The sequence below is a fragment of the Paenibacillus flagellatus genome (genome assembly GCF_003217775.1).
Lineage (GTDB): Bacteria > Bacillota > Bacilli > Paenibacillales > NBRC-103111 > Paenibacillus_AB > Paenibacillus_AB flagellatus.
Genome location: NZ_QJVJ01000010.1, coordinates 35,767 through 60,717, shown reverse-complemented (window position 1 = coordinate 60,717; position 24,951 = coordinate 35,767). Strand labels below are relative to the sequence as shown.

Below are 24,951 nucleotides of genomic sequence, written 5' to 3'. Positions count from 1 at the left end.
TATTTTTTTGTTGACAATTATATCATATCGGATTAATCTAACGGTATTAAATTAAATTTAACAATGTTAAATTAAAAGGAGATGTTGTTATGACTCAACCTGTATTCGATTCCGTCGTTCGAAAGCTCCGAACCGTCATGTCCGTTTCTTGGAAATCCGTGTTAGAGGAACGTCGAGAGGAGCTGGCGGGCTTGTTCGCGCAGTACGGAGACCGCGCCTACGGCGTCTGGATCCAGCAGTTCATGGCGCCGGTGTTCGAGCAATTGACCGCGGAGGGCTATATCGTGAAAGGAGGCTTCAATCGGAACGATTCCGTGGAAAATTGGGGGCCTCCGGAGGAGAGGGAGCGGTGCGTCTGGTACGTCGTCAAAGACGGCGAAGGCGCGCCGATCGGCACGATGGTGCTGCAGGTGTACCATTCGCACCGGGCGTTTCATGTCCCCCGGGCACCGCGACTGTTCGCCCTGGAAGAGACGGAGCGGGAACGCATCGTCGCCGCGCTGTCCGACGCCTCCGTACGCGTCCGATGGGACCTTCCGACCGAACGGCAGCCGCTCCCGGACGACTTCCGCTTCGCGCCGGGAGAAGCCGGGTGGGAATACGCGACGGACGTGTCGATCGGCGATTGCCTGCGCGGCGAGGACGACGACGGCCAGACGCACAGCTGGTCGTTGGACGACGCGTTGTCCCACTGGGGACGCTACGGCTGGCAGCTCGTATCCGTCGTCCCGGCGGGAGGACGGATCGTCGCTTTCTTCAAGCGTCCGCTGCCGGCCGCTTGACGATTCCGGCCGGAGCGGGCGCATGACGCGCAAACTTTTCCAGCGTATGGACCAGCTGGCCTTTGCCGAACTTCAAAAACCGGCGAGCCGCGAATTCGGAATCGTCCCGCTTCGGGTCGGTCTGCTCGAGAAAGCGCAAAATGAGCTTCCTTCTCTCGGCGATATCCGTCCATCCCCGGTCGTAAAACCATTCGTCAATCGCATTGTAAATCCCCTTGTTCAAGCCGTGCCGCTCGAAGCAGAGCCGGACGAAGCGATGGTCGGGATAGTGGGCGGCCTCTTCCGGATCGGCCGCTCGATCCGCAGCCGGATCCGCAACCGCCTCGGCGGGCCGAACGGCGCCGTTGTTGCGCATCTCGATTCCCTCCCCGCATCGGCCGCCGGCCATAAACGAAAGGCCCCCGCGAACCGGCCGTGGCAATCGGGTTCGCAGGAGCCTCCGGACGTCCGGTCGGGCCGATATTATATTATTCCTATCTATTTAATCGGTATATTAGCATGCGACGCTTCCCTTGTCAACCGCATGCGGCAGCGAAGCGGCCCGTCGGGGCAGACGGCCAAGAGCCGCCCCGCAAGCCCGATCGGCCTGCGAAGCGGCTCTTCCGCCGTTCCAACCTTTTCGTTTCTCCTCCGCCCGAACGGTTGCGTCCGGACCGTGCTTCGGTATCTATCGTGCAGGTTACTTGATTTCGATCGACGTGACGACTTGGTTGCGGCCTTTCACTTCGATATTATGATCGTAGACGAGAAGCGCCGCGTTGCCGATCACCGTGTAGTTCGGATCGACGTTGTAGTATTGAAGCGTCGGCGTCGTCGAGCCGTACACGGCCGTATTTACGCCGATTTTGCTGATTTTGCCTTGGTTCCACTCGAGCGAGTACAACCGGCCGCTCACGGTGAAGTCGACGGCGGGCGTCGCCATTTTCGTCACTTCGACGTAGATGCCGACGTTATTGAACGTTTTGACGCGCACTTCGTCGCCGACTTGGATGGCGCCGAGCGCGACCCGCACGCCGTTGCGGAAAATGAACGCGTTCGGATCGAGCGCAACCGTCGTGCTGGTTCCGCCCTTCGTCAAGACGAGCGCGTTGCCCGTCACGGCCGCGGCTACGGTGCCCGTTACGACGTTTTGCTCCTGATCCGGCATCTGGTCGCTCGTACGGTCGAGCAGCGCCGCCAGCTGGGCCCGCGTAACCGGCTCGTTCGGACGGAACGTATTGTTTTCGAAGCCGTTGACGAGACCGCGTTCGACCGCTACCGCCACGTAGCCGACGGAGCCTGCCGGAATTTGGTCGGCGTCCTTGAACGTCAGCTTCGTGTTCATTTTCGCCTTCGCTTCGGCGTCCAGCTTCAGCGCCTTCACGAGCAGCGTCGTCGCCCACAGGCGATCCGCCGCCTTCTCCGGCTGAACGGAAGCGTCCGCCTCGGAGAACAGGTCGTTTTCGGCCGCTACCGCTACGTAGCCGACCGCCCACGGATACTGCTTCTCGATTTTGTCGGCATCCTTGAAGTTGAGGTCCGTGCTCATTTCGGCCTGCGATTCGGCCTGCTCGCGCAGTCCCATCAGGCGGACCGCCGCGGTGATCGCCTCGATGCGGCTGACCGTGCTTCTCGGCTTGAACGTGCCGTCCTCGTAGCCTTCGAATACGCGTTTCGACGCCAAGCTGGCGATATTTTTAAGCGCCCATTCGACGTCGCCGCCGTTCAGGTCGTTGAAGTTGATAATGATGTTGAATTTGTTGCCGTTGCCGCCGTTGTTGCCGTTGTTTTTCGACTCGGTTTTCCAGCCGTTGCCGCGGTCGTTCCATTTGTCGTTGCCCTTCCCCTTCGAATCGGCGAACGCCGATGCGGCGCCTCCTACTACCATAGCCAGCGTCATCGTCGTAACAACCGCCTGTTTCAGCACTCGTTTCATGTTCTTCTTCCTCTCCCCATGATCGATTATTGGAATCGTTCGATGTCGGTTCGTGTTGTATGTAGCTCGATTCGGGTAAAGACTCATGCGCGCCTGAGTCCTGAACCTTCGCGAAGGGTTCCCGGTACTGATAAATCCATTCGACCCGGCAAAATCGTTTGTGGGGGTGATAGGAAAAATGATAGACTTAGGAATGATTCGACAAGGCAGAAAGGAGTTTACGCATGCGCTTCAACCGCAACACGATCATCGCCGGCGCCGCGTTCGCGGCGATCCTGGCCGTCCTTGTCGCCGTATGGGCGCTTCGGGGCGGCGGAGGCGAAACGTCCCCCGACGGCGGAGCTTCCGTCGCCGAACAATCGGCGCAGCCCGGCGGCGGACCGTCGAAGACGCCGACGGCCGTCGACACGAAGCCGTCTCCCCCGCCCGAACCGAAAATCGAGACGGAGCGCGTCGACGTCGTCGTCTTCGGCTCGGAATTCGAGGGCATGTACCTCGCGAGAGCTGCGGCGGACGAAGGGTTGAAGGTGAAGGTGCTCGAGCCCCGCGACAAGCTGGGCGGGCAAGTGCTCGAAGGCGAGATGCTGTTTCTGGACGAGACGAAGGACGATCAAGGCCGTTCGCTCGTGCAGGGACGGATCAAGCAGCTGTTCGACGGCTTCAAGAGCGCGAAAATCCGCAAAAAAGACGAATACGTCCGCTACTTCGACGAGCTGCGCCGCGACATTCCGATCGAGACGGGCATCTCGATCGCCGACGTCAAAACATTGCCGCCCGCAGGCGGCTCCGCGGATTCGACGGTCGCCTCGGTCGACTACAAGATAAAGGACGGCGTCGCGAAGCGGATCGAAGCGTCTTATTGGGTGGAAAACACCGATTACGCCGCCTTCGCCTCGAGGCTGAACGTCACCCGGCTTCCCGGCTTGGAGGGGTTTTACGGCCATCCGGACAAGGTCGAGTATATGAGCGCGGGCATGATGATGAAGTTCAAAAACGTCGACTGGAAAACGTTCTCCACCCATTTCAACGGGTTGACCGCCGAGCAGCGGAACAAGAAGTACGGCGGCGGCTACGTGAACGACAGCTTCGCGATCGGGCTGACCGGCATGACCAACGCGTACAAGCCGACGAACGACCGGGTGTTTCTGCGCGGACTGAACGCGGTGAACCAGCGGGACGGCGAAGTGCTGATCAACGCGTTTCTGATCTACACGGTCGATCCGGCCGATCCGAAATCGGTGAACGAGGCGATGGAGCTCGGGAAGAAGGAAATGCCGCTCATCCTCGACCATTTCCGCAAGTCGATCGTCGGCTGGGAGAAGGCGGAGCTGAACGGGTTCCCCGACTATTTGTACATACGCGAATACAACCATTACGAGACGGAGTACGTGCTGAAGCCGTCGGATATGCTCGGGGCGAACATGTTCTGGGACAACGTGAGCATCGCGGGGTACCCGCTCGACCTGCAAGGAACGAGCGTCAACAAGTGGGGCATCGAGATGGGGCGTCCGGACAAGTACGGCATGCCGCTGCGCAGCTTCCTGCTCAAAAAATACGACAACGTCATCATGGCCGGCAAAAACGTCGGCGCCTCCGCGATCGCCTACGGCAGCGCCCGCATCCAGCCGAACACCGGCTTGGCCGCCGAGACGATCGGCATCCTGCTTGGCCAGCTGAAGGGCAAGAAGAAGCTGAAGGAGCTGACGGAAGCCGATATGCCGGAGCTGTATCGGTACCTGGAGTCGAAGTACCGGATCAAGCTGACCGGAGTGAAGGGCAACAACAAGCTGGCCGGCTGGACGCCGGACGAGCTCCGCAAGCTGGACACGGGCGAAATCGTATACGCGCAATACGCGAGCAAGCGCAAGGCGGCCAAGTGACGGCCGGCCGAACGGCCGGCACGACCCGCCGCCGCGCGGAAAAGGCTGCCCTTCGGGGCAGCCTTCTTCATGCGTTTATGTTATTCCTAACGCGGACGAACGGGTAGCGAAGGCGAGCTTACGCGCCTTCCTGCTCCTCGAGCTTCCGGTTGATCCGCTCCTCGATGCGGCGGCATACGGTCTCGCTCGTCTCCATGTTGGCCCACAGCGCGATCAGCTCGTCGTACATGATGGAGATGATCTCGTTCGTCATGCCGAGCTCCTGAAGCGAATAGCTGTGATGGAGCGCGTCGATGAACGAATTGTAATGGTCGGGATGGATGTTCGGATCGAGCAGCGAATTGTCCTCGGCGACCGAACGCAGCACCGGGATGGTGCAGCCGGCTTTTTTGAGCATCGTCTGCGCTTCTTCGCCGACCATGTAATCGATGAAGCTTTGCGCCACTTTGATTTTGTCGCTATATTTGTTGATGCCGAGCGAGCCGCCGATGAGCAGCGTCGCCTTGCGCCGGTTGGCCGGCACGGGCAGCACGTCCCACCGCAAATCCATGCCGCGGAATTCGTTCATGAAGTAGTACGTCGACAGGATCATCGCGCACCGCTTCTTCTTGAACATGTGCTCCGCCAAATAGCTGCTGGAATGGGAATATACCGGCGACACTTGGTGCTTGTACATCAAATCGTTGCAAAACTGCAGCGCCTCGACGTTCCGTTCGTTCGCGAATACGGAGCGCTTCCGGTCTTCGCTGCGGACGGTCCCGTCGTTTTGCAGCAGGAAGGACGGCCACCGGTTGATCGCCGACGAGAAGCAGAAGCCGTATTGCTCGACCATGCCTTCCTCGTTCGAGCCTTTCGTGCACTTGTGCGCCACCTCGAGCAGATCGTCCCACGTCCGGACCGGATCCTCGCCGGTGATGCCGGCCTGCTCGAACATATCCTTGTTATAGCAAATGACGATCGGCGAGAAATGAATCGGGACGGTCGGCTGCTTGTCGCCGTACGTGAACAGATCGAACAGCTTCCGGTAGCTGTCGCGCTCCGGCTGCAAGCTGTCGGGCCGGTACGGCTCGAACAGATCGAGCTTGCCGAGCTCGGTCAAATGACGGAAGTGGGCGTCCGATAGGAAAAACAGATCCGGCCCCGTCCCCTGCTCGATCATGTCGGCGAGCCTCGTCGCGTACTGCTCCGCCGGCAAGATCAAAAGCTCGACCTTGACGTAGGGGTGGGTTTCCTCGTACCGCCGGATGATCGACTGCAGCACGTCCTGCTCGTACGATTGCGAGAACCACGTCATCGTAATCGTCTGCCGGACGACCTCGTCGCCGGGCGTCTTCACCCGGTTGCCCTTCCCCGCGATTTTCTCGATCAGCCCTTCGTCCACGAGCTGCGCCAGCACTTTGCGAACGGAGACGCGGCTGATTTTATATTTCTCGCTCAACGTGTTCTCGGGCAAAATAAATTCGCCCGGCTTCAACCCGCCGCTCAATATTTCATTCTTCAACTCAGTCAAAAAATGATTGTAACGCTCCTGAAACAGGTTTCTTCTCCGCAGCAATAGATTCCGCTCCAATACATGTTCATTACACCTATTCTACCTTACGTAACATGGTTTGTAAATTCGCCGGACATATGAAGTTACGGTCGCCGATGCCCGGGCCCCTCGCGGCCGGAACGAACCGTTCCGCCGAGGCGGGCCTCCTTTCGCGCCGCCCCCTTTCCGCGGCCGACGAAAAAAAGCAAAAGCAGCCTGCGACCGGATGTCCGGCCGGCAAGCTGCTTTCCAATTCGATAGCATCGCCCGGGAACGAAGCGAAGGTCACAGGCCCGCGCGAGATCGGGCGAAGGCCGCGCTGCCGACGACGCCCGCGTCGTCGTTCATCTCGGCCGGCTTGATGACGACGCGGTTGCGGTACATCGGCAGGATGAGCGGCATCAGCGCCTCCCGCATCGGAGCGAGCAGCCGCTCCCCCGCATTCGCCGCGCCGCCGCCGATGACGACGACGTCCGGGCTCCACAGCGTGATCGCCCACGCCAGCCCGATCGCCAGCTTGACGCCGACGAAGCGGAGCACGTCCGCCGCCAGCGCGTCGCCCGCGTCATAGGCGCGCGATACGTCGGCCGCCGTGATGTCGCGGATCCGCTCGCCCGGGAACCATTCGCCGAGGACGCTCGCCTCTCCCCGCTCGAGCCGCTCTCTCGCGATGCGGGCGATGCCCGTCGCCGAAGCGATCGTCTCCAGACAGCCGCGCATGCCGCAGCCGCACAGGGCGCTCTCGCCTTCCATCGGCACGTGCCCGAGCTCGCCGGCGAGAAAGCCGCTGCCGTAATACAGCTTTCCCTCGTTCACCATCGCCGCGGCGATGCCGGTGCCGAGCGTGACGCCCAGGACGTGCTTGTAGCCGCGGCCGGCTCCCCGCGCCGCTTCCCCGTACGTATACATTTTGACGTCGTTGTCGATGAAGACGGGGATGCCGCCCAGCAGCCCGCCGAGCTTCTCGGCGACCGGCACGTTTTCCCATTTCAGGTTCGCGGACGACAGCGCCACGCCGCGCTCCGGATCGACGAAGCCGGGGTTGCCCATGCCGACCGCACCGAGGTCGGCGCGGGAAAGTCCTTGCTCCGCGAGCAGCTCGTCGATCGTCGACGCGATCAGGTTGAGGACGTAATCGACGCCGTTCGCCGCTCCCGTCGGCTTCTTCGATTTGCGCAGCAGGTTCAGCTCGTCGTCCAGCAGGCCGAATACGATGTTCGTTCCGCCGATGTCGACTCCGATGAAATGGCTCATTGAGGTTCCTCCTGATGAGCTTTGCTTTGCAGAGCAAAGCTCGCTTCGTAAGCATGTGCCGGGCTTTACGATCGTAAAGCCCGCGTGCAGCGCGGCAGCGCCGTCCGGTCGCGCGAATGCGATCCCGTCAAATTTTGACGACTTGGGTCAAATTGCGCGGATGATCCGGGTCGACGCCTTTCTTGAGCGCCGTATAGAAGCCGATATATTGAAGCGCCGGCAAATAAAGCACGCTGCGCGCTTCGTCGCTCAGCTCGCGGCCGCCCACCTCGAATACCGCGTCCGCGAACGCGGTGTCGTCGCCCTTGTACGCCGTCACGACGAGAACCGTCGCCCCGTAGGCCTTCATCTCCTCGGCGACCTTCAGCTCGTACGAGCGGGCCGTCTCCGACAGCAGCAGGCAGACGAGCGTGCCCGGCTCGACGATCGATTTCGGACCGTGGCGGAATTCGAGCGTGCCGAAGCTTTCCGTCCATACGTACGACATTTCCTTGATCTTCAGGCACGCTTCCTGCGAAAGGCCGTAGTAAGCGCCCATGCCCAAGTAAATGAACTTGTGCAGGTCATGCTCCTGCACGAACGACTTCGCGAACGAATCGGCCGCCTTCACGACGTCCGCGTCGGCCTCGACGACCCGCGCCGCTTCCGCCCACAGCTCCGGCTTGCCCGAGGCGAGCGCCGCCGCCGCCTGCATCATGAACGTCATGCTGCTTAACGATTTCGTCATGACGGTACTTTTTTCCTTCCCGAGCGGGGAGACGAGACATTCGGTCATCTGCGCCATCTTGCTGTCCTCGTGGCACGTAATGCCGCACGTCGTCCAGCCCGCCACGCCCTTGACCGATTCGAGCGCCAGAATCACTTCGGTCGACTCGCCCGAGCGCGAGACGCCGACGAGCAAATAGTTGCGGCCCGGCACCGCGGCCGCGTCGCGGAACAAATAAATTTCCGAGGACGGGTGCGCGGAGGCCGGACGGCCGACCCACTTTTTGTACGTGGCCGCCATCGTTTGCGCCTGGTAGTACGACGATCCCGAGCCGATGAAGATCACTTCGTCGAACGCCGGGTTGCCGATAAAGCGGGTCACCCATTCCTTTTGCGCTTCAAGCTGCTTGAATGCGGCGGCGAGCGCCTCCGCTTGGGCGGAAATTTCCGGATAAGTCAATTGACCGAACGTGCTGGACATGATGATCCACTCCTTTGTCATGCGGTTCCGGCAAAACCCGAACCGCTCATACGTTAAGTATAATCAAACGGTTTGATCGTTTCAATCACTTTAGTGATTTTTGCGATCGTTTTGTTCCGTTTTAGATCGTTTTTTGAAGGGTGCTTCGGCTCCCGAGCATGTCCTTACGATTTAAGGACATCTTTTCGCAACGCGGACGTTGTCCAATATTTGAAAATTCGCATACCTAAGCCCCGAACGATGTGCTATAATATTTTGGGAGTTTTGTGGATAGCCGACTGCGACCCCTCGCAGCCGTGAAAGCGTTTCATCGATTTTACCCATTCAGGAGGACCTACGTTATGGACAATCAAGCGGATATCGTCAAAGCGACCGCAACGGATGCGAACCTGCCCAGCTACGAAGAAGCCCGTCAATCGTTCGACTGGGCCGAGGTGGAGAAGCAGTTTTCCTGGTATGCCACGGGCAAAGTGAATATGGCTTACGAGGCGATCGACCGCCACGTCGAAGCCGGCTATGCGGATAAGGTGGCGCTCTATTACAGCGACGCGAACCGCGACGAAGCCGTCACTTACGGGCAAATGAAAGCGAATTCGAACAAATTCGGCAACGTGCTGCGCAAGCTCGGCGTGCAAAAGGGCGACCGCGTCTTCATCTTCATGCCCCGCTCGCCGGAGCTGTACTACGCGCTGCTCGGCACGATCAAGATCGGCGCGATCGTCGGCCCGCTGTTCGAGGCGTTCATGGAGCAAGCGGTGCGCGACCGTCTCGACGACAGCCAAGCCGTCGCCATCGTCACGACGCCGGCGCTGCTCTCGCGCGTGCCGGTAGCCGACCTGCCTAGCCTGAAGCATGTCATCCTCGTCGGGGACGATCTGCAGCTCGGCGCCGGACAAGTCGATTTCAAGGCCGAGATGGCGCAAGCCTCCGACGAGCTTGCGATCGAGTGGGTCGACCGCGAGGACGGGCTCATCCTGCACTACACGTCCGGCTCGACGGGCAAGCCGAAAGGCGTGCTTCACGTTCATAACGCCATGATCCAACATTATTATACGGGCCGCATCGTACTCGACCTGAAAGACAGCGACGTGTACTGGTGTACCGCCGACCCGGGCTGGGTAACGGGCACGAGCTACGGCGTATTCGCTCCGTTCCTGAACCGGGCGACCAACGTCATCCGCGGCGGACGGTTCAGCCCGCAGGACTGGTACGGCACGATTCAGCGCTATAAGGTGACGGTATGGTACAGCGCGCCGACCGCGTTCCGGATGCTGATGGGCGCCGGCGACGATACGGTGAAGCAGTTCGACCTGAGCAGCCTGCGCCACGTGCTTAGCGTAGGTGAACCGCTTAACCCGGAAGTCGTCCGCTGGGGGCTGAAAGTGTACAACCAGCGCATTCACGACACGTGGTGGATGACGGAGACGGGCGGCCAGCTCATCTGCAACTACCCGAGCATGGACATCAAGCCGGGCTCGATGGGCAAGCCGATTCCGGGCACGGACGCCGCGATCGTCGACGACAACGGCAACGTGCTGCCGCCGAACCGGATGGGCAACCTGGCGATCAAGACGCCATGGCCTTCGATGATGCGCAAAATTTGGAACAACCCGGCGAAATACGAGGAGTATTTCCGCCTGCAGGGCTGGTACGTCTCCGGCGACTCCGCCTACATGGACGAAGACGGCTACTTCTGGTTCCAAGGCCGCGTCGACGACGTCATCAACACGTCCGGCGAGCGCGTCGGGCCGTTCGAGGTGGAGAGCAAGCTCGTCGAGCATCCGGCGGTCGCGGAAGCGGGCGTCATCGGCAAGCCGGACCCGCTTCGCGGGGAAATCATCAAGGCGTTCATCTCGCTACGCGCCGGCTACGAGCCGAGCGACGAGCTGAAAGCCGACATCGCCAAGTTCGTCAAGGAAGGGCTGTCCGCGCACGCGTCTCCTCGCGAGATCGAGTTCAAGGATAAGCTGCCGAAGACGCGCAGCGGCAAAATTATGCGCCGCGTCCTGAAAGCGTGGGAGCTCGGCCTGCCGACCGGCGACTTGTCGACGATCGAAGACTGATTCATAAGCATGCGAAAAGGGCCGCCCTCCGGGGCGGCCTTTCCTGTACCTTGCGGTTTGACGCTTGGCTAGCCTCGTGCGCCGTCGGCTTCACGTCCTCATCCCGGCCGGAAGCTCGAACCGGACGTAGCCGTCCATCGGGAACGGCTTCGTAGGCACCGCCCACGGGAACCCGTATTCCGAGAACAGCAGCCGCTTCCCGGCCGCGTCCTTCATCCGCTCGGACAGATCGGGAAGGTGCCTCGACGCGCCTCCCCCTTCGCCCATCTGGCGGTAATGCGGGGACGGGATGGCGCGTATCGCGCCGGACGATTCGAAGGCGCCGTTGGAGGCGGCGACGAAGCTGCGCGTATGCTCGAGCGGTGCATAGAGCGGCAAGCCGTCGTCCCGAATCGCCTCGATCAAGTTCACGTACATGTTGCGGACGAGCTCCTCCTGGCCGAACGACAGCACCGTTTCCCCGTCGCGGTTGCGGATCGTCAAATTGTTCTGGTAATCCCACAACGCCTCGCCTTCCGTCCCCGACACCGCGATATAGGGCGATTCGTAGTTGTCGTGGCACATCGTCCCGTAGAAATGGACGTCCGCGCCGCTCGCCGTCTCGATCCGGACGCAAGACGTGTCGTCGCCTTCGATATCGTTCGCATGGTACAGCTCGGCCTGCACCCGCACGGGCGCCGCTCGCGACGCGTCTCCGCCCCCGGCGACGATCAGACTGTTGTGAAGCAAATGCGCGAGCGGGTTGTTGATCGTGCCGTCCAGCACGTATTCGCCGTCGCACATCAGCTTCCCGGCCCAGCGCGTCCGCTCGTAGTAGCTGCGCGTCCGGTTCCACATGCCGACCCCGGTGACGTGCTTCACCGTCCCGAGCGCGCCTTCGCCGATCCGCTCGAGCAAATGGCGAAACGCACGGCCGGACGTATTTTGAAAGTTGACCTGGCACCGTTTTCCGCTCTCCCGCCGAACGGCGATCATCTCGTCGAGATCTTGAACGGTGACGGCCGGCGGCTTCTCGACCAGCACGTGAAAGCCCATGCGCAGCGCCCGGATGACCATCGTCTTATGCGCGGCGATCGGCGTGGCGATCGCCGCGAAGTCCGCCTCCGGGTGCTCGGCGAGCATCCGCTCGTAGTCGGCGTAGTGCGCCGCTCCGGCGGCGGTCAGCCCGGCGTACGTCTCGGGGTACGCCTCGGGCCGGATTTCCGCAAAGGCGACGATGTCGAGCTTGCTGTCGCCGGCCAACTCCTTCATCATGTTCGCGTGAATTTTGCCGAAACCTCCGATGCCGATCAGCAGCGCTTTGCAACGTTTTCCGTCCACTCCCGTATCCTCCTCGGGCGTATCGTCATACATGCTTCAGGTAACGATCCTTGATCAAGGAAAGCGCCTCGTCTCCCGGCATATCCCATACTTGCCGATTGAAAATTTCCACCTCGATCGGTCCGGCGTAGCCGGCCGCCTCGACCGCGTGGCGCATCCGCCGCAGCTCGATGACGCCGTCGCCCATCATGCCCCGGCCCATAAGCAGATCGGGTACCGGCACGATCCAGTCCGACACGTGGAAGCCGAGGATGCGGCCTTTCGCCCGCTCGATCTGGGCGTACAGCTCGGGGTCCCACCAGACGTGGAACGCGTCGACGACGACGCCGACGTCGTCCGGCGCGAACGGCTCGGCGAGCGCGAGCGCCTGCGCCATCGTATTGACGACGGACCGCTCGGCGGCGTACATCGGGTGCAGCGGCTCGATGCCGAGCTTCACGCCGTGCGAGCGCGCGAACGGCGCGAGCTCCGCGATCGCCTCGGCGACCGTCCGCCGCGCGTAGTCGATGTCGCGGTCCGGCGCCGGGCCGCAGACGAGCACGAGCGTGTCGGTGCCGAGCTCGGCCGCCTCCTCGACGGCGCGGCGGTTGTCGTCGAGCCGCGCCTTGCGCTCCTCCGCCGTCGCCGCCGGGAAGTAGCCGCCGCGGCACAGGCTCGAGACGCGCAAGCCGGCGTCGCGGACGAGACGGCGGCTTGCGGCGAGGCCCGCCTCGGCGACCTTGTGCCGCCATAGGGCGATCCACGGCACGCCGGCGCGGACGCAGCAGTCGACCGCCTCCCGCATGTTCAGCCGGTCGGTCGTAATTTGGTTCAAGCTTAGCCTGTCGAAGTTGTGCAACGGTTCCATCGCTTCGCTCCTCCTATCGTCCCTCGTCCTATCGGACGCCCGCCAGCGCCAGCGCCCGGTTCATCCGCTCGGCGGCCAGCTCCGGATCGGCGAGCAAGCCCGCCCGGTCGGCCAGGACGAACAGCTCGGCGAGATGGACGATCGAGCGCGCTCCTTCCGCCCCGCCGATCATCCGGAAATGATTTTGCTTGCCGTTCAAATAAGCCATGAACACGATGCCGGTCTTATAGGCGTACGTCGGCTTTTGGAAAATATGCCGCGACAGCGGGACGGTCGGTCCCATAATCGCCTCGTACCGGTCGAGGTCGCCGGCGTCCAGCGCGTGCAGCGCCGCCGCCGCGGCCGGCGCGATCGCGTCGAATATGCCGAGCAGCGCGTGGCTGTAGCCTTGATCGTCGCCACGGATAAGCTCGGGATAGTTGAAATCGTCGCCCGTATACATCTTGACGCCTTCCGGCAGCAGCCGGCGCATCCTGATTTCTTTGTCCGCGTCGAGCAGCGAAATTTTGATGCCGTCGACTTTGTCCGCGTTCGCCCGGATGACGCGCAGACAGACGTCCATCGCCGCGTCCGGATCGTCGCGGTACCCCCAGTAGCCGGCCAGCGCCGGGTCGAACATGTCGCCGAGCCAGTGCAGGATGACCGGCCGCTTCGTCTGGCGCAAAATGCGCCCGTATACGCGCTCGTAATCGTCGGGGCCGGCGGCGCACGCGGCGAGCGCCCGGCTCGCCATCAGGATGACCTGGCCGCCCTCGCCCTCGACGAACCCGACCTGCTCCTCGTAGGCGGCTTCGACGTCGGCCAGCGTCACGTTCGGCCCCGGCGCGAGATGGTCCGTGCCGGCGCCGCAGGCGATCCGGCCGCCGACCGCCTTCGCCTCGGCGATCGAGCGGCGGATGAGCTCCTTCGCGCGGTGCCAGTCGAGCCCCATGCCGCGCTGGGCGGTGTCCATCGCCTCCGCCACGGCGAGGCCGAGCGACCACAGATGGCGGCGGTACGCGAGCGTGCCTTCCCAATCGATCTGAGCGTGATGGAGCGGATCGGCGTCCGCGAACGGATCGCACACGACGTGCGCCGCCGAGAAGGCGATCCGGCCGGCGAACGGCTTCGCCGGGACGTCGAACGCGGCTCCGGCCGGAGCGAGCGTATAATCGTACAGCGTCCCCCCGGCCCGGGGGAGCGTCAGCTTGATCGTCATCGTCCGTCCCTCCCCGTTACAGTCCGAGCTTCGGCACGTCGATCCACCGGCGCTCGCGCCACGACTGCAAGCCGAGATCGGCCAACTGGGTTCCTTTCGCGCCCTCGAGCAAATCCCACGGGAACGGGGCGTCGACGACGACGTGCTTCAGGAACATTTCCCACTGCACCTTGAACGCATTGTCGTACGTCTGGTTTTCCGGCACCGGCACCCACTGCTCGCGGAACTTGAACGGGTTCGGGATGTCCGGATTCCAGACCGGCTTCGGCGTGTTGACGCGGTGCTGCACCTTGCAGTCGCGCAAGCCCGCCACGGCGCTGCCCTCCGTCCCGTCGACGGTGACGGTCAGCAGGTCGTCGCGGTCGACGCGCACCGTCCACGACGAGTTCGCCTGGACGATAATGCCGCCCTCCAGCTCGAACGTCGCATACGCGGCGTCGTCCGCCGTACACGCGTACGGGCGACCCTGCTCGTCCACGCGGTTCGGAATATGGGTCGCGGCGAGGCACGATACCGCCTTCACTTCCCCGAACAAATTGTCCAGCACGTAACGCCAATGCGCGAACATGTCGACGATGATGCCGCCGCCGTCCTCTTTGCGGTAGTTCCACGACGGCCGCTGCCCCGGCTGCCAATCGCCCTCGAACACCCAGTAGCCGAATTCCATCCGGACGGACAGGATGCGTCCGAAAAAGCCGGAATCGACGAGCCGCTTCAGCTTGAGCATCCCCGGCAGGAACAATTTGTCCTGCACGACGCCGTTCTTCACGCCGGCCTGCCGCGCCAGCTTGGCCAGCTCAAGCGATCCGTCGAGATCGACGGCCGTCGGCTTCTCGCAGTAAATGTGCTTGCCCGCAGCGATCGCCTGCTTCACGCTTTCCGCGCGGCGCACCGTCGTCTGGCTGTCGAAGTAAATTTCGTTGTACGGGTCGGCGAGGCACGCCTCGAGATCCGTGCTCCACCGTTCGACGCCGTGCGTCTCGGCGAGCGATTGCAGCTTGCTCTCCTGGCGGCCGACGAGAATCGGGTCCGGCATGATGACGTCCCCGTTCGGCAGGGCGACGCCTCCCTGCTTGCGAATGGCCAGGATGGACCGGATCAGGTGCTGGTTCGTCCCCATCCGTCCGGTTACCCCGTTCATAATGATACCGATATTGTGTACTGTCATGGATCATGGCTCCTTTCCGTTTCTACCGCCATTGTAAAACGGAAGGCCGACCGGTTTCTTACGAGTCCGGGAATGCGATTCTTACTTTCGGAACAGAAAAAAACCGTTCCGCGCTCACTCCTCGGAACGGTCGGGATGCAGCTCCCTGTATTTTTTCGGCGACATGTCCGCCACCGCCTTGAACGTCCGGTAAAACGTCGACACCGAGTCGTACCCGACCTCGAAGCCGATCGAGATGATGTCCTTGCCCGTCTCCGCGAGCAGCTTCTGGGCGACCCGGATGCGCACCTCGGTCAAATACTGCATCGGCGTCCGGTCGTACCGTTCCTTGAAAATGTTGTTGACGTACCGCGTGCTGATGCCGAGCTTCGCGGCGAGGTCGCCGGCGGTGAGCGGCTCGTAGTAGTGCATGTCGATGTAGTGGCGGATTTTGTCCGCGCGGAGCCGGTTCGAGTCCGCGGCGGCCTGCGGCGCCTCGGCCGATCGGGCCAGCACGAGCAAAATGTGCGACAGATGGATTTTGAGCGAAAGCCGGGTGAGCGCCGACGGCCCTTTGGACTGCTCGAACAGCATCCTCCGCAAATGCTGCCGGAGCTCGCTGCCCGCGAACAGCGACGGCTTCAGCACGACCGAATGGCGGAACGGGCCGCGGAGCAGCTGCTCGGCGACCTCCGGGTCGAGCGCCGATTCGTCGAAGGCGAGCACGAGCAGCGTCAGCTTCGAGTCGGACATGACGGAGTGGACCGCGTACGGCGCGATCAGCACGGCGTCGTTGCCGGAGAGCCCGTGCGCGGCGCCTTCGAGCCGCAGGCGGCCTTCCCCCTCGAGCACGAACAGCAGCTGATGAATTTGATGATGGTGGTCGCTTACGAGATGGCCGCCCATATGCTTTTGCTCGTAGATGTCGATCTGATTGCGGGACAAGTCGATCCATTTGATCGCCATGCGTAACCTCCAACCGGGACGCGTGCGCTTGTTTATGCCCATTTTATCCCGGAGAGGAAGCGTTTTACAAGCGAAAGATACGTTCGGGACGAATCCGTCTAATCTTCCTCCCGTGCGAGCCAGCGGTCCAGAAAATCGTACGCCGCCGCCCGCACCGGCCCCGGGAAGTCGTGTCCGCTCGTGCCGTCGAGCGACAGCATCCGCTCCGGCGCGCCCAGCCGGGCGTACAGCCCGTGCAGGTCGCGCATCGCCTCGGCGATCGGCTCCCAATGCGGGAAGATCGCGTCCGCCTGTCCGCTCCAGTTGAACAGCGGCGTCGGCGCGGCGAGAGCGGCGATCTCGTGCCATTCGAACGGAACGGTCCCCCGCTCCAGCTCGTCGGTGAGGGCCGGAATATGCGAGAACCAGTCGCGCCGTCCCCATCGGTTCGGGTTCGGATCGCCCGCGAACGTGGCGAAGCCGCAGCTCGAGACGACGGCGCGAATCCGCTCGTCGGCGCCGGCGAGGAAGATCGCGTTGTAGCCGCCGAGCGAATGGCCGATCGCGCCGATCCGGTCCGCGTCGACGCAGTCGAGCGAGGCGAGCAGGTCGACGCCTTGCCGATGATCGGCGATCATTTTGCCGACGGCCGTCCAGGCCGGGTATCGCTCGTAGAAGGGAGCCGTCCGGAACGGGGCGGCCCCCTCGTACACGCGCTCGCCCGCCGTGATCGTATCGGGCGCCAGCACGACGTAGCCGCGATCGGCGAGCTCCAAGCCGTACCGCCGGTTGGCCGTGCCGGTCGGCAGGCAAATTTCCGCCTTGCCTTCGTTCGCCGTCTGGTGAAGCGCCATGATGGCCGGCAGCCTGCCGCCGCTCGACGCCGACGGCTTCCGCTTCGGCACCAGCAGGTAAGCGGTTACAAGGTCGCCGTCGACCGAATCGTAGCGGAGATGGATACGCGTATGCCGCTCCTCCTCCGTCTCCGCCAGCACGTCATAGCGCAGCGGCACCCGCTCGGGAAGTCCCCCGATGAACGCCAGCCACCGTTCCTCGATCGCGCTCCGCTTCGCTTCCCAAGCGGTCGCGTCGGCGATGCCGTCGAGCAGCTTCGGCACGCCTTCGCGGTTCAATCGTTCCAGCGAATAGCTCATGATCGGAACGTTCCCCTTTCTCCGTCGGGCTGCGTGCGAAAGGCGCAGCGGAACGGGACGAGGCCGCGGCGGTTCGACGCCCGCCCGTTTCCGTCCCGCTTTCGCCCGGTCGCACACCCTTCCTAATCGCGGCCGCTCGTTACAGCGCCACCGTTTTGCCGCTGGCGCGGCTCTCGTTCGCCGCTTCGATGAAGCGGATCACCTGCAGCGTCTCCGCGAAGTCGATCGCGGCGCCTTCGCCCCGGAACATCGGCACGATTCGCTCGAGCAAGCTTGCGTAGTAAGGCTTCGGGTTCGAGTAGACGTCGACGAACCGGCTTCCCTTCTCGCGATGGACGAGCGCGCCGAAGGCGTTGTTGCCTTTCCGGTTGCCGCGCACGGTGGCGATGCGGCCGTCCGCCCAACGGCCGACGATCAAGTCGTGGTCGTCGTTCGTCGTGACGGTGACGTCGATGCAGTCTTTGCCGAGCACCGCGAACACCATTTCGACCGTATGGATGCCGTACCAGAAAAAGCCCGGCTGCGTCGGCTGGATCGCCATCGGACCGTAGGCGTCCACGCCGATGATCGCGCCATTCTCGCCGTCGGCCAGCACGTCCGTCAGCCCTTCGGCGAACCGGAGCGCGGACGTGCTCATGACGGGCACGTTATGCTTCGCGGCCAGCTCGGCGATTTGCTTCGCATGGCCGGATTCGACCGCGAGCGGCTTGTCGATGAACACCGGCTTGCCGTACGGGGCGATTTTCGCGAACTGCTCAAGGTGTACGCGGCCGTCCACCGATTCCAGCAAAATGGCGTCGCTCGCCTCGGCTACCGCTTCGACGGAGTCGACGATGGCCACGCCGTATTCGTCCCGCAGCTTGTCGGTAAAGCCCGCGACGCGGGAGATGCTCAGCTCGAAGTCCGGCGAGCCGCCCGGATAGGCGACGACGACTTGTCCGCCCGGTACGTGATACGGCTGCGACGAGTCGTTCAGCAGCTGGGTGAAGGCGGTCACGTGAGACGTGTCCAGCCCGATGATTCCGATTCTCAATGCGTTCGGCATCGAACGCACCTCCTTGTTCGTATTGTCCGGCGGCTTGGCGTGCCGCACGTTCCTAGTATCACTATACCAAGAAGGGGGACGGAATTATTGCCTTTTCTTTCGATCGGTTTGCCATTATTTTTCGATGTTTGCAGCCGTCCCGGCGAACAAGGAAGCGCCGGCCGCACCGCGACCGGTTGTTCAGCCGTGCGCCCGCACCAAGCTCTCCCCCGGCATGCCTTCCAAGCCCGTATGGCCGTGAAGCACCAGCCGGTTCGCCCACATCGACCGATAGGGCTCGGCCAGCTGCACCAAATCCCGGTTGAACTCCCGGCAACGCACGATCCGGACTTCTTCACCGTCGAAGGAACTTACCGGCAAAGCCGCTTTATCGTGCTCGTCTTTCGGCTCCACGAGCGGGAAGAACCCGAAATCGAGCAGAAGCGTATCCAGTCCGGAGCGGATCGTCGGGCCGGTGACGATCTCATGCCCTTCCCCTGCTTCCCTATGGACAAAATAGTGCAGGACGACCATCAGCCGGACGAGCTCTTCCGTCAATGTCCGGTCCGTACGAAACCCGGGGGCGACCGCAAAAGAACCCGTATACGAAAGCAGATGCGGGTGACCGGCAAATTGGGCCGCCAGTTTCTTCATCGCCGTGATATGCCGGGAATCCCGGGCGCCCTCGCACATCGCCAGCGGAGTGAAGGGGTGGTAGTGCCTGCGGTAACGCTCCATCGTCGCGCGCTGGAAGCCCAGGATCGGCTGCAATCGGCCTCCGTGCTCCCGGCAGACCAACAGATGATCGCAAAACCAGCTGACGGCATCGGTCGGGATGACGCCTGCCGGATATTTTTTCCTGTAGCTTTCGAACTTGAGTGTCGTCGTCTTCTCGAACAGCTCGCGAACGAGCGGGTCGCGCCATTGCTCGTACGGGTTGATCAACTCCACGATGCGGCACGGGGCCAAGTATGGATGCATAAGGACATTCCCCTTTCGATCCTGATCGTCGTTGTCGGATCCGTTCCTCGGATTCCGGTCGGTCTCGCACCAAGCTCCTTGGATTCGTCGCCTCCTTTTCGTCACGCTGTATTGGGTCGTTTGAACAAAAAAACCCCCGTCTGACTCAATAGGAAAGTAGACGGAGGCATCCGTCGTATTCGGCAGCTGGCTGGCATAGCGGCAAAAGATGACCGCCTTAGCCCCTGAAGCTTTGCGTCGCCACTTTTCAGTGGGTTTGCTATTGTCGTACGAAGTATGATTTTGTCAGCATTGGAACCGGTCGATCTATGCTGAATATACGGCGTTTTCCAGCGGAAATCGATAGGTCCCGCGTTCCATTTTCTCTTACGATAACCGTGGATCGCCGTGCCGGTTGAGGTCATGGACCTATTCTTGGCGTTGGCGTTCCGGGTACAATCCATGATGCCATCGAGCGGCAAGAGCCTCGGGGCCAAAAAATGCATTCTACAAAAATCGACAAACCCTCGCTTGATCAGCATTCTTTTTGCCAGATGGGAGGAGAAACGGATATGACGCTCTCCGGCTAGCCTAAAGAGAACGGTTCCCGCCGCGAAACGGCCTTCCATGGCCGAGCCTCCCTTTCGCCGGGCAGTCGGTTTTTCCTAAATGGAATAATTTATAGGCTTCCGCAGACCTATACCAAAAGATAACAAATGTTGTTATAGTTTGAATTGTCAACATTTGTAACAATGTATCGAACCGTTGGACCATGGCAAACCCGTCGAAAGGCGGGGACGCAAAGCTACAGGGGCTAAGGCGGAACTTTTCCCGCTATTGCCAGCCAGCTGCCCGAAACGGCGGATGAAGCTCCGTCTGTTTGCATGCGTATGCTGCCGGGCGGAGTTTTTTTGTTCGTCAAAAACGCGAAGCGGAGGGGTAAACGGTCATTTTCGCGGTTGAACGACAGACATTGAAAGGAGGTGAAATCATAATCGACCAGGATTGCCTCGTCTTCCCGGGGGCACCGAACTTGATAAGCACGAGGCGATGATGAATGGAACAAAACGGGGGCGCCGGCTGGAAGACAGTCGTGCCGAACGGATCGGAAATGCGTTTTTCGCGATGCCCCCGCTCTCTCACACGGAATTCGACAGGAGGTATGCAAAATGCGGACAGGCCCTCGACTGCGGCCGTTTCGGCCATTGATTTCGGCTGTGCTTAGCATGGCCTTGGTTATTTCTGTACTTACGGGGTTGATAGCATTCCCGGGTCCGGCTTCTGCGGCTTCCACGCCGGTGACGAAGGTGTTTCAGTATGGTCTTGACGGATACACGGACATGAAGAGCGCTCACGTCAAGAGCGATTCTGCTGACGACAATTATGGTAATCTTACTTTCCTGGGGCTTCGCGGACACTCGCTCACTGATCTAGTACCGTTTTTTTATTACAACCTCTCCTCCATACCGCAAGGCTCGATGATCACAAACGCCAGTCTGGAATTAACCAATGGTATATTTGGCAACGGCAGCCCAAATGCAAGTGCACCAATAGCTGTTTATAAGGTCATTACCGACTGGGACGAAAGCCAAATTAAGTGGAACAATTCGGTAGCGGCTGCGATCTATGATCCGACTCCTGTTTCCACACAATCGATCAACGGCTACGGGATCGGTACCAAGTTCTCGTTGGATCTAACCAATCTTGTTCAGCAATGGATCGATGGAACCTCTACCAATTACGGGCTCATGTTGCAAGTGGGGGAATGGACCGGCGACTGGACTAGAGCTATTTACTCTGAAGAGCATACAACAGCGCAAAATCGTCCCAAGTTGACCGTTACCTATTCGTATGAGCCCGTTACGGGGGTGAGCGTGACGCCGGACTCCCTGTCGCTTGTATGGGGAGGAAGCACCGGACAACTGAACGCAAATGTGCACCCCACGGATGCTTCCAATAAAAATATTCAATGGACGTCGTCCAACACCGCCGTCGCGACGGTGGATGCGAACGGCGTCGTCACGCCGGTTGCCCCGGGTACGGCGATCATTACCGCAACGACGGAGGACGGGAACTACTCGGATACGAGTACGGTAACGGTGTCCGAGCCAAACGCCAATTTGAGCAATCTGACGCTGTCGCAAGGCACATTGGCGCCAGGCTTCGACAGCGCGACGACAAGCTATACGGCTACCGTGGCGAACAGCGTATACGGCCTGACGGTCACGCCGGCCGTGGCGGACGCGACCGCGACGGTGACGGTGAACGGAAACGTAACGGCGAGCGGCATGCCGTCGCATTCGATTCCGCTGAATGTCGGGGATAACGAGGTCACGGTGAAGGTGACGGCACTAGACGGCACGGAGAAGACGTATAAGGTGACGGTAACTCGTGAAGCAGCGAGCAGCAACGCCGACCTGAGCAACCTGACGCTGTCGCAAGGCACACTGACGCCGACATTCCTTAGCGGAACGACGAGCTATACGGCTACGGTGACGAACAGCGTATACAGCTTGACGGTCACGGCGACCGTCTACGATCCGATGGCGACGGTGACGGTGAACGGCACGCCGGTAACGAGCGGGACGGCATCGCAGGCGATTCCGCTGAACGTCGGGTCCAACAAAATTGAGGTAACGGTAACGGCGGAAGACGGGCTGACGAAAAAGACATACACGGTCGACGTGACCCGTCAGGACACGGCATCGACATCGCCGGAGAATGAAGGAGAGACAGACGGAAACGGGAGCGCGGACACCGGCAACAACAGCGGCAGCGGCGGTTCGACGACTCCCGATCATTCCGCAGATAAACCGGATACGGAGAAACCGGAAACGGAGAAACCATCGGAACAGCCGGGTGAGGCGGCTTGTACGAAGCTCACCTGGACGGATATTCAAAACCATTGGGCGAAATCGGACATCGAATCGGCATCGGAGCTTTGCGTGGTACAGGGTCCTTCAAGTGACAAGTTCCTGCCGGACGACGAGGTGACAAGACTGCAGTTCGCGCTTATGGTCGCAAGGGCGATGAAGCTGCAGAAATCGGGAGAAGCCGCCGTCCTCGAATCGTTCGAGGATCGGAATGAGATCCCCGGCTGGGCCGAAGCCGAACTGGCCGCGGCGATCCGAGCGGGCATCATCGAAGGCTACGAGGACGAGACGCTCCGTCCGAACGTGAAGATCAACCGCGCGGAAATGGTCACCATGCTGATCCGCGGTTGGAAGATGTCCGCCGCCATCACGGCGACATCGTTCACGGACGATGCGGACATTCCGGCTTGGGCGAAAGGGTTTGTTGCGAAAGCGGCGCAGGAAGGCATTATCGAGGGCCGCTCCGGCAACCGGTTCGAGCCGGCCAGCACGGCCACGAGAGCGGAAGCCGTCGCGGTGCTCGTCCGCATCCTGCAGGACAAGCCCTAACCGGCAGGGATAAAGGTTCCACGATGACGCAAGCCTCCGTCCATGCATTCCTGAGAATGCTTGGACGGAGGCTTTTCTTGCGGTTTCTTAGCCGGTTTCCTCTCCTCCATTGGAATGCCGGAAAGTAAACGTGCATCTTAACTTGCCGTTTACTGGAGAACATCTGACAAATACAAGATCTTCGCCCAAAATTTTCGATAGGGCTTCAAGCTTTCTTCGGATGATCTGTCTTTTCCGGGCTATGACTTGCTGGCATACGAGTGGTTTTCCTTTTATTTTTTTCAAATGGATCCCTTCCTTTTTTAACCTGGCTGTGGTCCGAAACGAAAGAAGCATCTGAATTTCCCGTTTACTTTAAAACAAGTGATTCCAACATTTTGGGTGCCAATCATTTTCGCTAGAGTCTGTATTTCCCGTTCGACTGTTTTCTTGCGGGCAACCATTAGACGCTTGGTTTTTACAGCCTTTTTCAAAGTCGTCACGTCCTTCTTGTTTTCATCAAATCCGATCATTAAATACGAATTCCCCACACGTTGTGCGAGAACAGCTGATATCAACGAACTTTGCGCCAACTATTTTTAATAAGCGTTGGAGTAGACGAATGACCTCCCGCTTCAGTCTGGCTACCTGCACGTTTGGACCGGGGCGACTTTGTCCCTGAAAGGAAACCTTGCACCCCCGAGGGTTACAGCTTCCGCTCGCGCTTTTTGCACCTACAAGCGTTCTTAATAACAATAGTCGACTGTTGATTTGCCGCTTTATTCCGGAAATCAGTTTTTGGCAGCGGAGTACGTCGCCGTTTGAACCTGCGCACGCGATCCTTGGATTTCGACGTAATTGACCCTGTATACATGAACATGCCATACCTTGTTGCTCCCTCCAACTAAAATAAGTTTCCGGTCCGGAAAGCCGTTATCCGGAGGCGCTGCTTACTTGCCGGGATGTATGCGAAGGACCGAGCTGATTTGGTTAAAGGCTACCGGAGTGTCCTCTTCAACCAAGCCAAACATGTTCGCCGTGTTGGGAGTTACTTGAATGAACGGCTCAACAAATATGTCCGAGCCTGCTTGAAGTCGAACCCTTTTCGTTACAACTCCGCGCTTCAATAGCAGCTGATTCTTGAGAATTCCGAGTAATACTACGCCGATCGCCGAAACGTGTATTTCATTGTCCTTGATCCGAGTGACGGTCCTGTCGCCATTCGTATTTATTTCAACGACTGTGCTGCCAATTCTAGTGGCGATCGAAGTACGCGACACCGGTTTTCGAAAAAAAGAAATGCTTCGTTCGACCGAGTCAAACCGCACATTGTAGCGCCTCTTATTGATCAAGCCTAACGTTCGCGCAGTCGCTACCCCCACCTCGATTCGATTATCGATGCATTCGGAAGAATCGCTGTTGGTTAGGGAAACCCTTGCTTTCGCCTTCCCCCGTCGCAGGACAACATTACCATCGGGCACCGTAAAAGTAGGCAATGGCGAGCCTCCGCAGCCCGCAACCAACAATGCTTGATTTGCAAAATCGGGGACAACATCTACATCAAAAACAGCCCGTGAGATCATCTGTATGCTTCGCACCTTTCATGCTTGCCGTAATGGAACGGGTATTCCTTTGCGATTTCGCGCCTAGTTCCCGTTCATCATGGTATGTGTCCATGTGTGGCAGCGCTTAGATGATTGCCTATTTTCGGAAAAATCCTACCCGCCCGCCGCTGTTCGGGTCTTCGGCTCTGGCGAAAGCGGAAGGCATCCATTCCTTCGCCGTCACGCCGAAAACGACGGCCCTCCCACGGACAGAGAAAATCCGTCGCCGTTCCGCTCCTTCAAAAAAAACAATAATTTCTTTTTTCCTACAAAAATCGACAAATATTTACTTGACGAGTCATCTTTTTTCAAGTTGGAATGAAAAACGAGTTTAACCCTCTCCAGCCGGCATAAAAACAATGGAAGGCAGCCGATCCCAACCGTAAAACGGCCATCCTTGGCTGAACCCCTTATCGCTTGGACAGTAGCTTTTTCCCAATTGGGGGAATTTACAAGCTTCGGTTGACCTATACCAAAAGGTAACAGATGTTGTTATAGTTGCAATTGTCAACATTTGTAACAATCTATCGAACCGTTGGAAACAAAGGCAAACCCGTTGAAAAGCGGGGACGCAAAGCTACAGGGGCTAAGGCGGAGTTGTATCCGCGATGCCAGCCAGCTGCTCGAAACGGCGGATGAACCTCCGTCGGTCAGGCGGAGGTTTTTTGCGTTCAAAAAAACACTCCGGCCTTGAAACCCGGGAAGAAGGTTTAGAGGAGGTGGAACGTCGCCAACTAGCG

The 24,951-nt window shown here is 60.3% G+C and carries 18 protein-coding genes and 3 riboswitches; of the genes, 4 read left to right on the top strand and 14 right to left on the bottom strand.

Annotated features, from left to right (window positions below):
• Positions 1-89 precede the first annotated feature (89 nt).
• The gene (locus DLM86_RS21495; RefSeq protein ID WP_110842131.1) at positions 90-782 is read left to right on the top strand and encodes a DUF6022 family protein; all 693 of its coding nucleotides are present in this window, start codon (positions 90-92) and stop codon (positions 780-782) included.
• Here DLM86_RS21495 and DLM86_RS21490 read toward each other — a convergent pair.
• Both DLM86_RS21490 and DLM86_RS21485 read right to left on the bottom strand, forming a co-directional pair.
• Positions 757-1,137, bottom strand: a complete 381-nt coding sequence (locus DLM86_RS21490) for a hypothetical protein (protein ID WP_211326566.1) — start codon at positions 1,135-1,137, stop codon at positions 757-759. The genes DLM86_RS21495 and DLM86_RS21490 overlap by 26 nt on opposite strands.
• Positions 1,138-1,461: 324 nt before the next feature.
• Positions 1,462-2,697 carry an S-layer homology domain-containing protein gene (locus DLM86_RS21485; protein WP_110842130.1) on the bottom strand — a complete coding sequence of 412 codons (1,236 nt, stop codon included), beginning with the start codon at positions 2,695-2,697 and terminating at the stop codon, positions 1,462-1,464.
• A 224-nt stretch (positions 2,698-2,921) separates the two neighbouring features.
• On the opposite strand from DLM86_RS21485, the gene DLM86_RS21480 reads away from it, so the two are divergent.
• The gene (locus DLM86_RS21480; protein ID WP_110842129.1) at positions 2,922-4,577 is read left to right on the top strand and encodes an FAD-dependent oxidoreductase; all 1,656 of its coding nucleotides are present in this window, start codon (positions 2,922-2,924) and stop codon (positions 4,575-4,577) included.
• A gap of 118 nt (positions 4,578-4,695) precedes the next feature.
• On the opposite strand, the gene DLM86_RS21475 is transcribed toward DLM86_RS21480, so the two are convergent.
• From DLM86_RS21475 to DLM86_RS21465, 3 genes are all read right to left on the bottom strand, one after another.
• Positions 4,696-6,087, bottom strand: coding sequence for an extracellular solute-binding protein (locus tag DLM86_RS21475; protein ID WP_245954799.1), 1,392 nt, complete (start codon positions 6,085-6,087; stop codon positions 4,696-4,698).
• Positions 6,088-6,393: 306 nt separating this feature from the next.
• A complete protein-coding gene (locus tag DLM86_RS21470) occupies positions 6,394-7,362 on the bottom strand; it encodes an ROK family protein (RefSeq protein WP_110842127.1) in 969 nt (322 codons plus the stop codon).
• A 127-nt stretch (positions 7,363-7,489) separates the two neighbouring features.
• Positions 7,490-8,548 carry an SIS domain-containing protein gene (locus tag DLM86_RS21465; protein ID WP_110842126.1) on the bottom strand — a complete coding sequence of 353 codons (1,059 nt, stop codon included), beginning with the start codon at positions 8,546-8,548 and terminating at the stop codon, positions 7,490-7,492.
• Between the two features lie 341 nt (positions 8,549-8,889).
• Here DLM86_RS21465 and acsA point away from each other — a divergent pair, with 341 nt between their 5' ends.
• The gene (gene acsA / locus DLM86_RS21460) at positions 8,890-10,611 is read left to right on the top strand and encodes an acetate--CoA ligase (RefSeq protein ID WP_110842125.1); all 1,722 of its coding nucleotides are present in this window, start codon (positions 8,890-8,892) and stop codon (positions 10,609-10,611) included.
• Between the two features lie 90 nt (positions 10,612-10,701).
• Here the strand turns inward: acsA and DLM86_RS21455 are convergent, their stop codons facing one another.
• The 8 genes from DLM86_RS21455 to DLM86_RS21420 form a co-directional block, all read right to left on the bottom strand.
• The gene (locus DLM86_RS21455; RefSeq protein ID WP_245954796.1) at positions 10,702-11,931 is read right to left on the bottom strand and encodes a Gfo/Idh/MocA family protein; all 1,230 of its coding nucleotides are present in this window, start codon (positions 11,929-11,931) and stop codon (positions 10,702-10,704) included.
• A 25-nt stretch (positions 11,932-11,956) separates the two neighbouring features.
• Positions 11,957-12,778, bottom strand: coding sequence for a sugar phosphate isomerase/epimerase family protein (locus DLM86_RS21450; RefSeq protein ID WP_110842123.1), 822 nt, complete (start codon positions 12,776-12,778; stop codon positions 11,957-11,959).
• Between the two features lie 28 nt (positions 12,779-12,806).
• Positions 12,807-13,976 carry a dihydrodipicolinate synthase family protein gene (locus DLM86_RS21445; RefSeq protein ID WP_110842122.1) on the bottom strand — a complete coding sequence of 390 codons (1,170 nt, stop codon included), beginning with the start codon at positions 13,974-13,976 and terminating at the stop codon, positions 12,807-12,809.
• Between the two features lie 16 nt (positions 13,977-13,992).
• Positions 13,993-15,144 carry a Gfo/Idh/MocA family protein gene (locus DLM86_RS21440; RefSeq protein ID WP_110842121.1) on the bottom strand — a complete coding sequence of 384 codons (1,152 nt, stop codon included), beginning with the start codon at positions 15,142-15,144 and terminating at the stop codon, positions 13,993-13,995.
• Positions 15,145-15,258: 114 nt separating this feature from the next.
• Positions 15,259-16,089: a helix-turn-helix transcriptional regulator gene (locus DLM86_RS21435; RefSeq protein WP_110842120.1), complete on the bottom strand. Its 831-nt coding sequence runs from the start codon at positions 16,087-16,089 to the stop codon at positions 15,259-15,261.
• A 98-nt stretch (positions 16,090-16,187) separates the two neighbouring features.
• Positions 16,188-17,222: an alpha/beta hydrolase family protein gene (locus DLM86_RS21430; protein WP_245954794.1), complete on the bottom strand. Its 1,035-nt coding sequence runs from the start codon at positions 17,220-17,222 to the stop codon at positions 16,188-16,190.
• Between the two features lie 139 nt (positions 17,223-17,361).
• Complete coding sequence (locus DLM86_RS21425) at positions 17,362-18,267, bottom strand: Gfo/Idh/MocA family protein (RefSeq protein ID WP_110842119.1); 906 nt, start codon at positions 18,265-18,267, stop codon at positions 17,362-17,364.
• A 180-nt stretch (positions 18,268-18,447) separates the two neighbouring features.
• Entirely contained in the window at positions 18,448-19,227 is a 780-nt protein-coding gene (locus DLM86_RS21420; protein WP_110842118.1) for a hypothetical protein, read from the bottom strand.
• 178 nt (positions 19,228-19,405) lie between these two features.
• A riboswitch (cyclic di-GMP riboswitch) is annotated at positions 19,406-19,498 on the bottom strand.
• A gap of 472 nt (positions 19,499-19,970) precedes the next feature.
• Positions 19,971-20,062, top strand: a riboswitch (cyclic di-GMP riboswitch).
• Positions 20,063-20,375: 313 nt separating this feature from the next.
• Here DLM86_RS21420 and DLM86_RS21415 point away from each other — a divergent pair.
• Positions 20,376-22,628, top strand: coding sequence for a cadherin-like beta sandwich domain-containing protein (locus DLM86_RS21415; protein ID WP_110842117.1), 2,253 nt, complete (start codon positions 20,376-20,378; stop codon positions 22,626-22,628).
• A 929-nt stretch (positions 22,629-23,557) separates the two neighbouring features.
• Here the strand turns inward: DLM86_RS21415 and DLM86_RS21405 are convergent.
• A complete protein-coding gene (locus DLM86_RS21405) occupies positions 23,558-24,190 on the bottom strand; it encodes a hypothetical protein (RefSeq protein WP_110842115.1) in 633 nt (210 codons plus the stop codon).
• Between the two features lie 557 nt (positions 24,191-24,747).
• A riboswitch (cyclic di-GMP riboswitch) is annotated at positions 24,748-24,838 on the top strand.
• Positions 24,839-24,951: the final 113 nt, after the last annotated feature.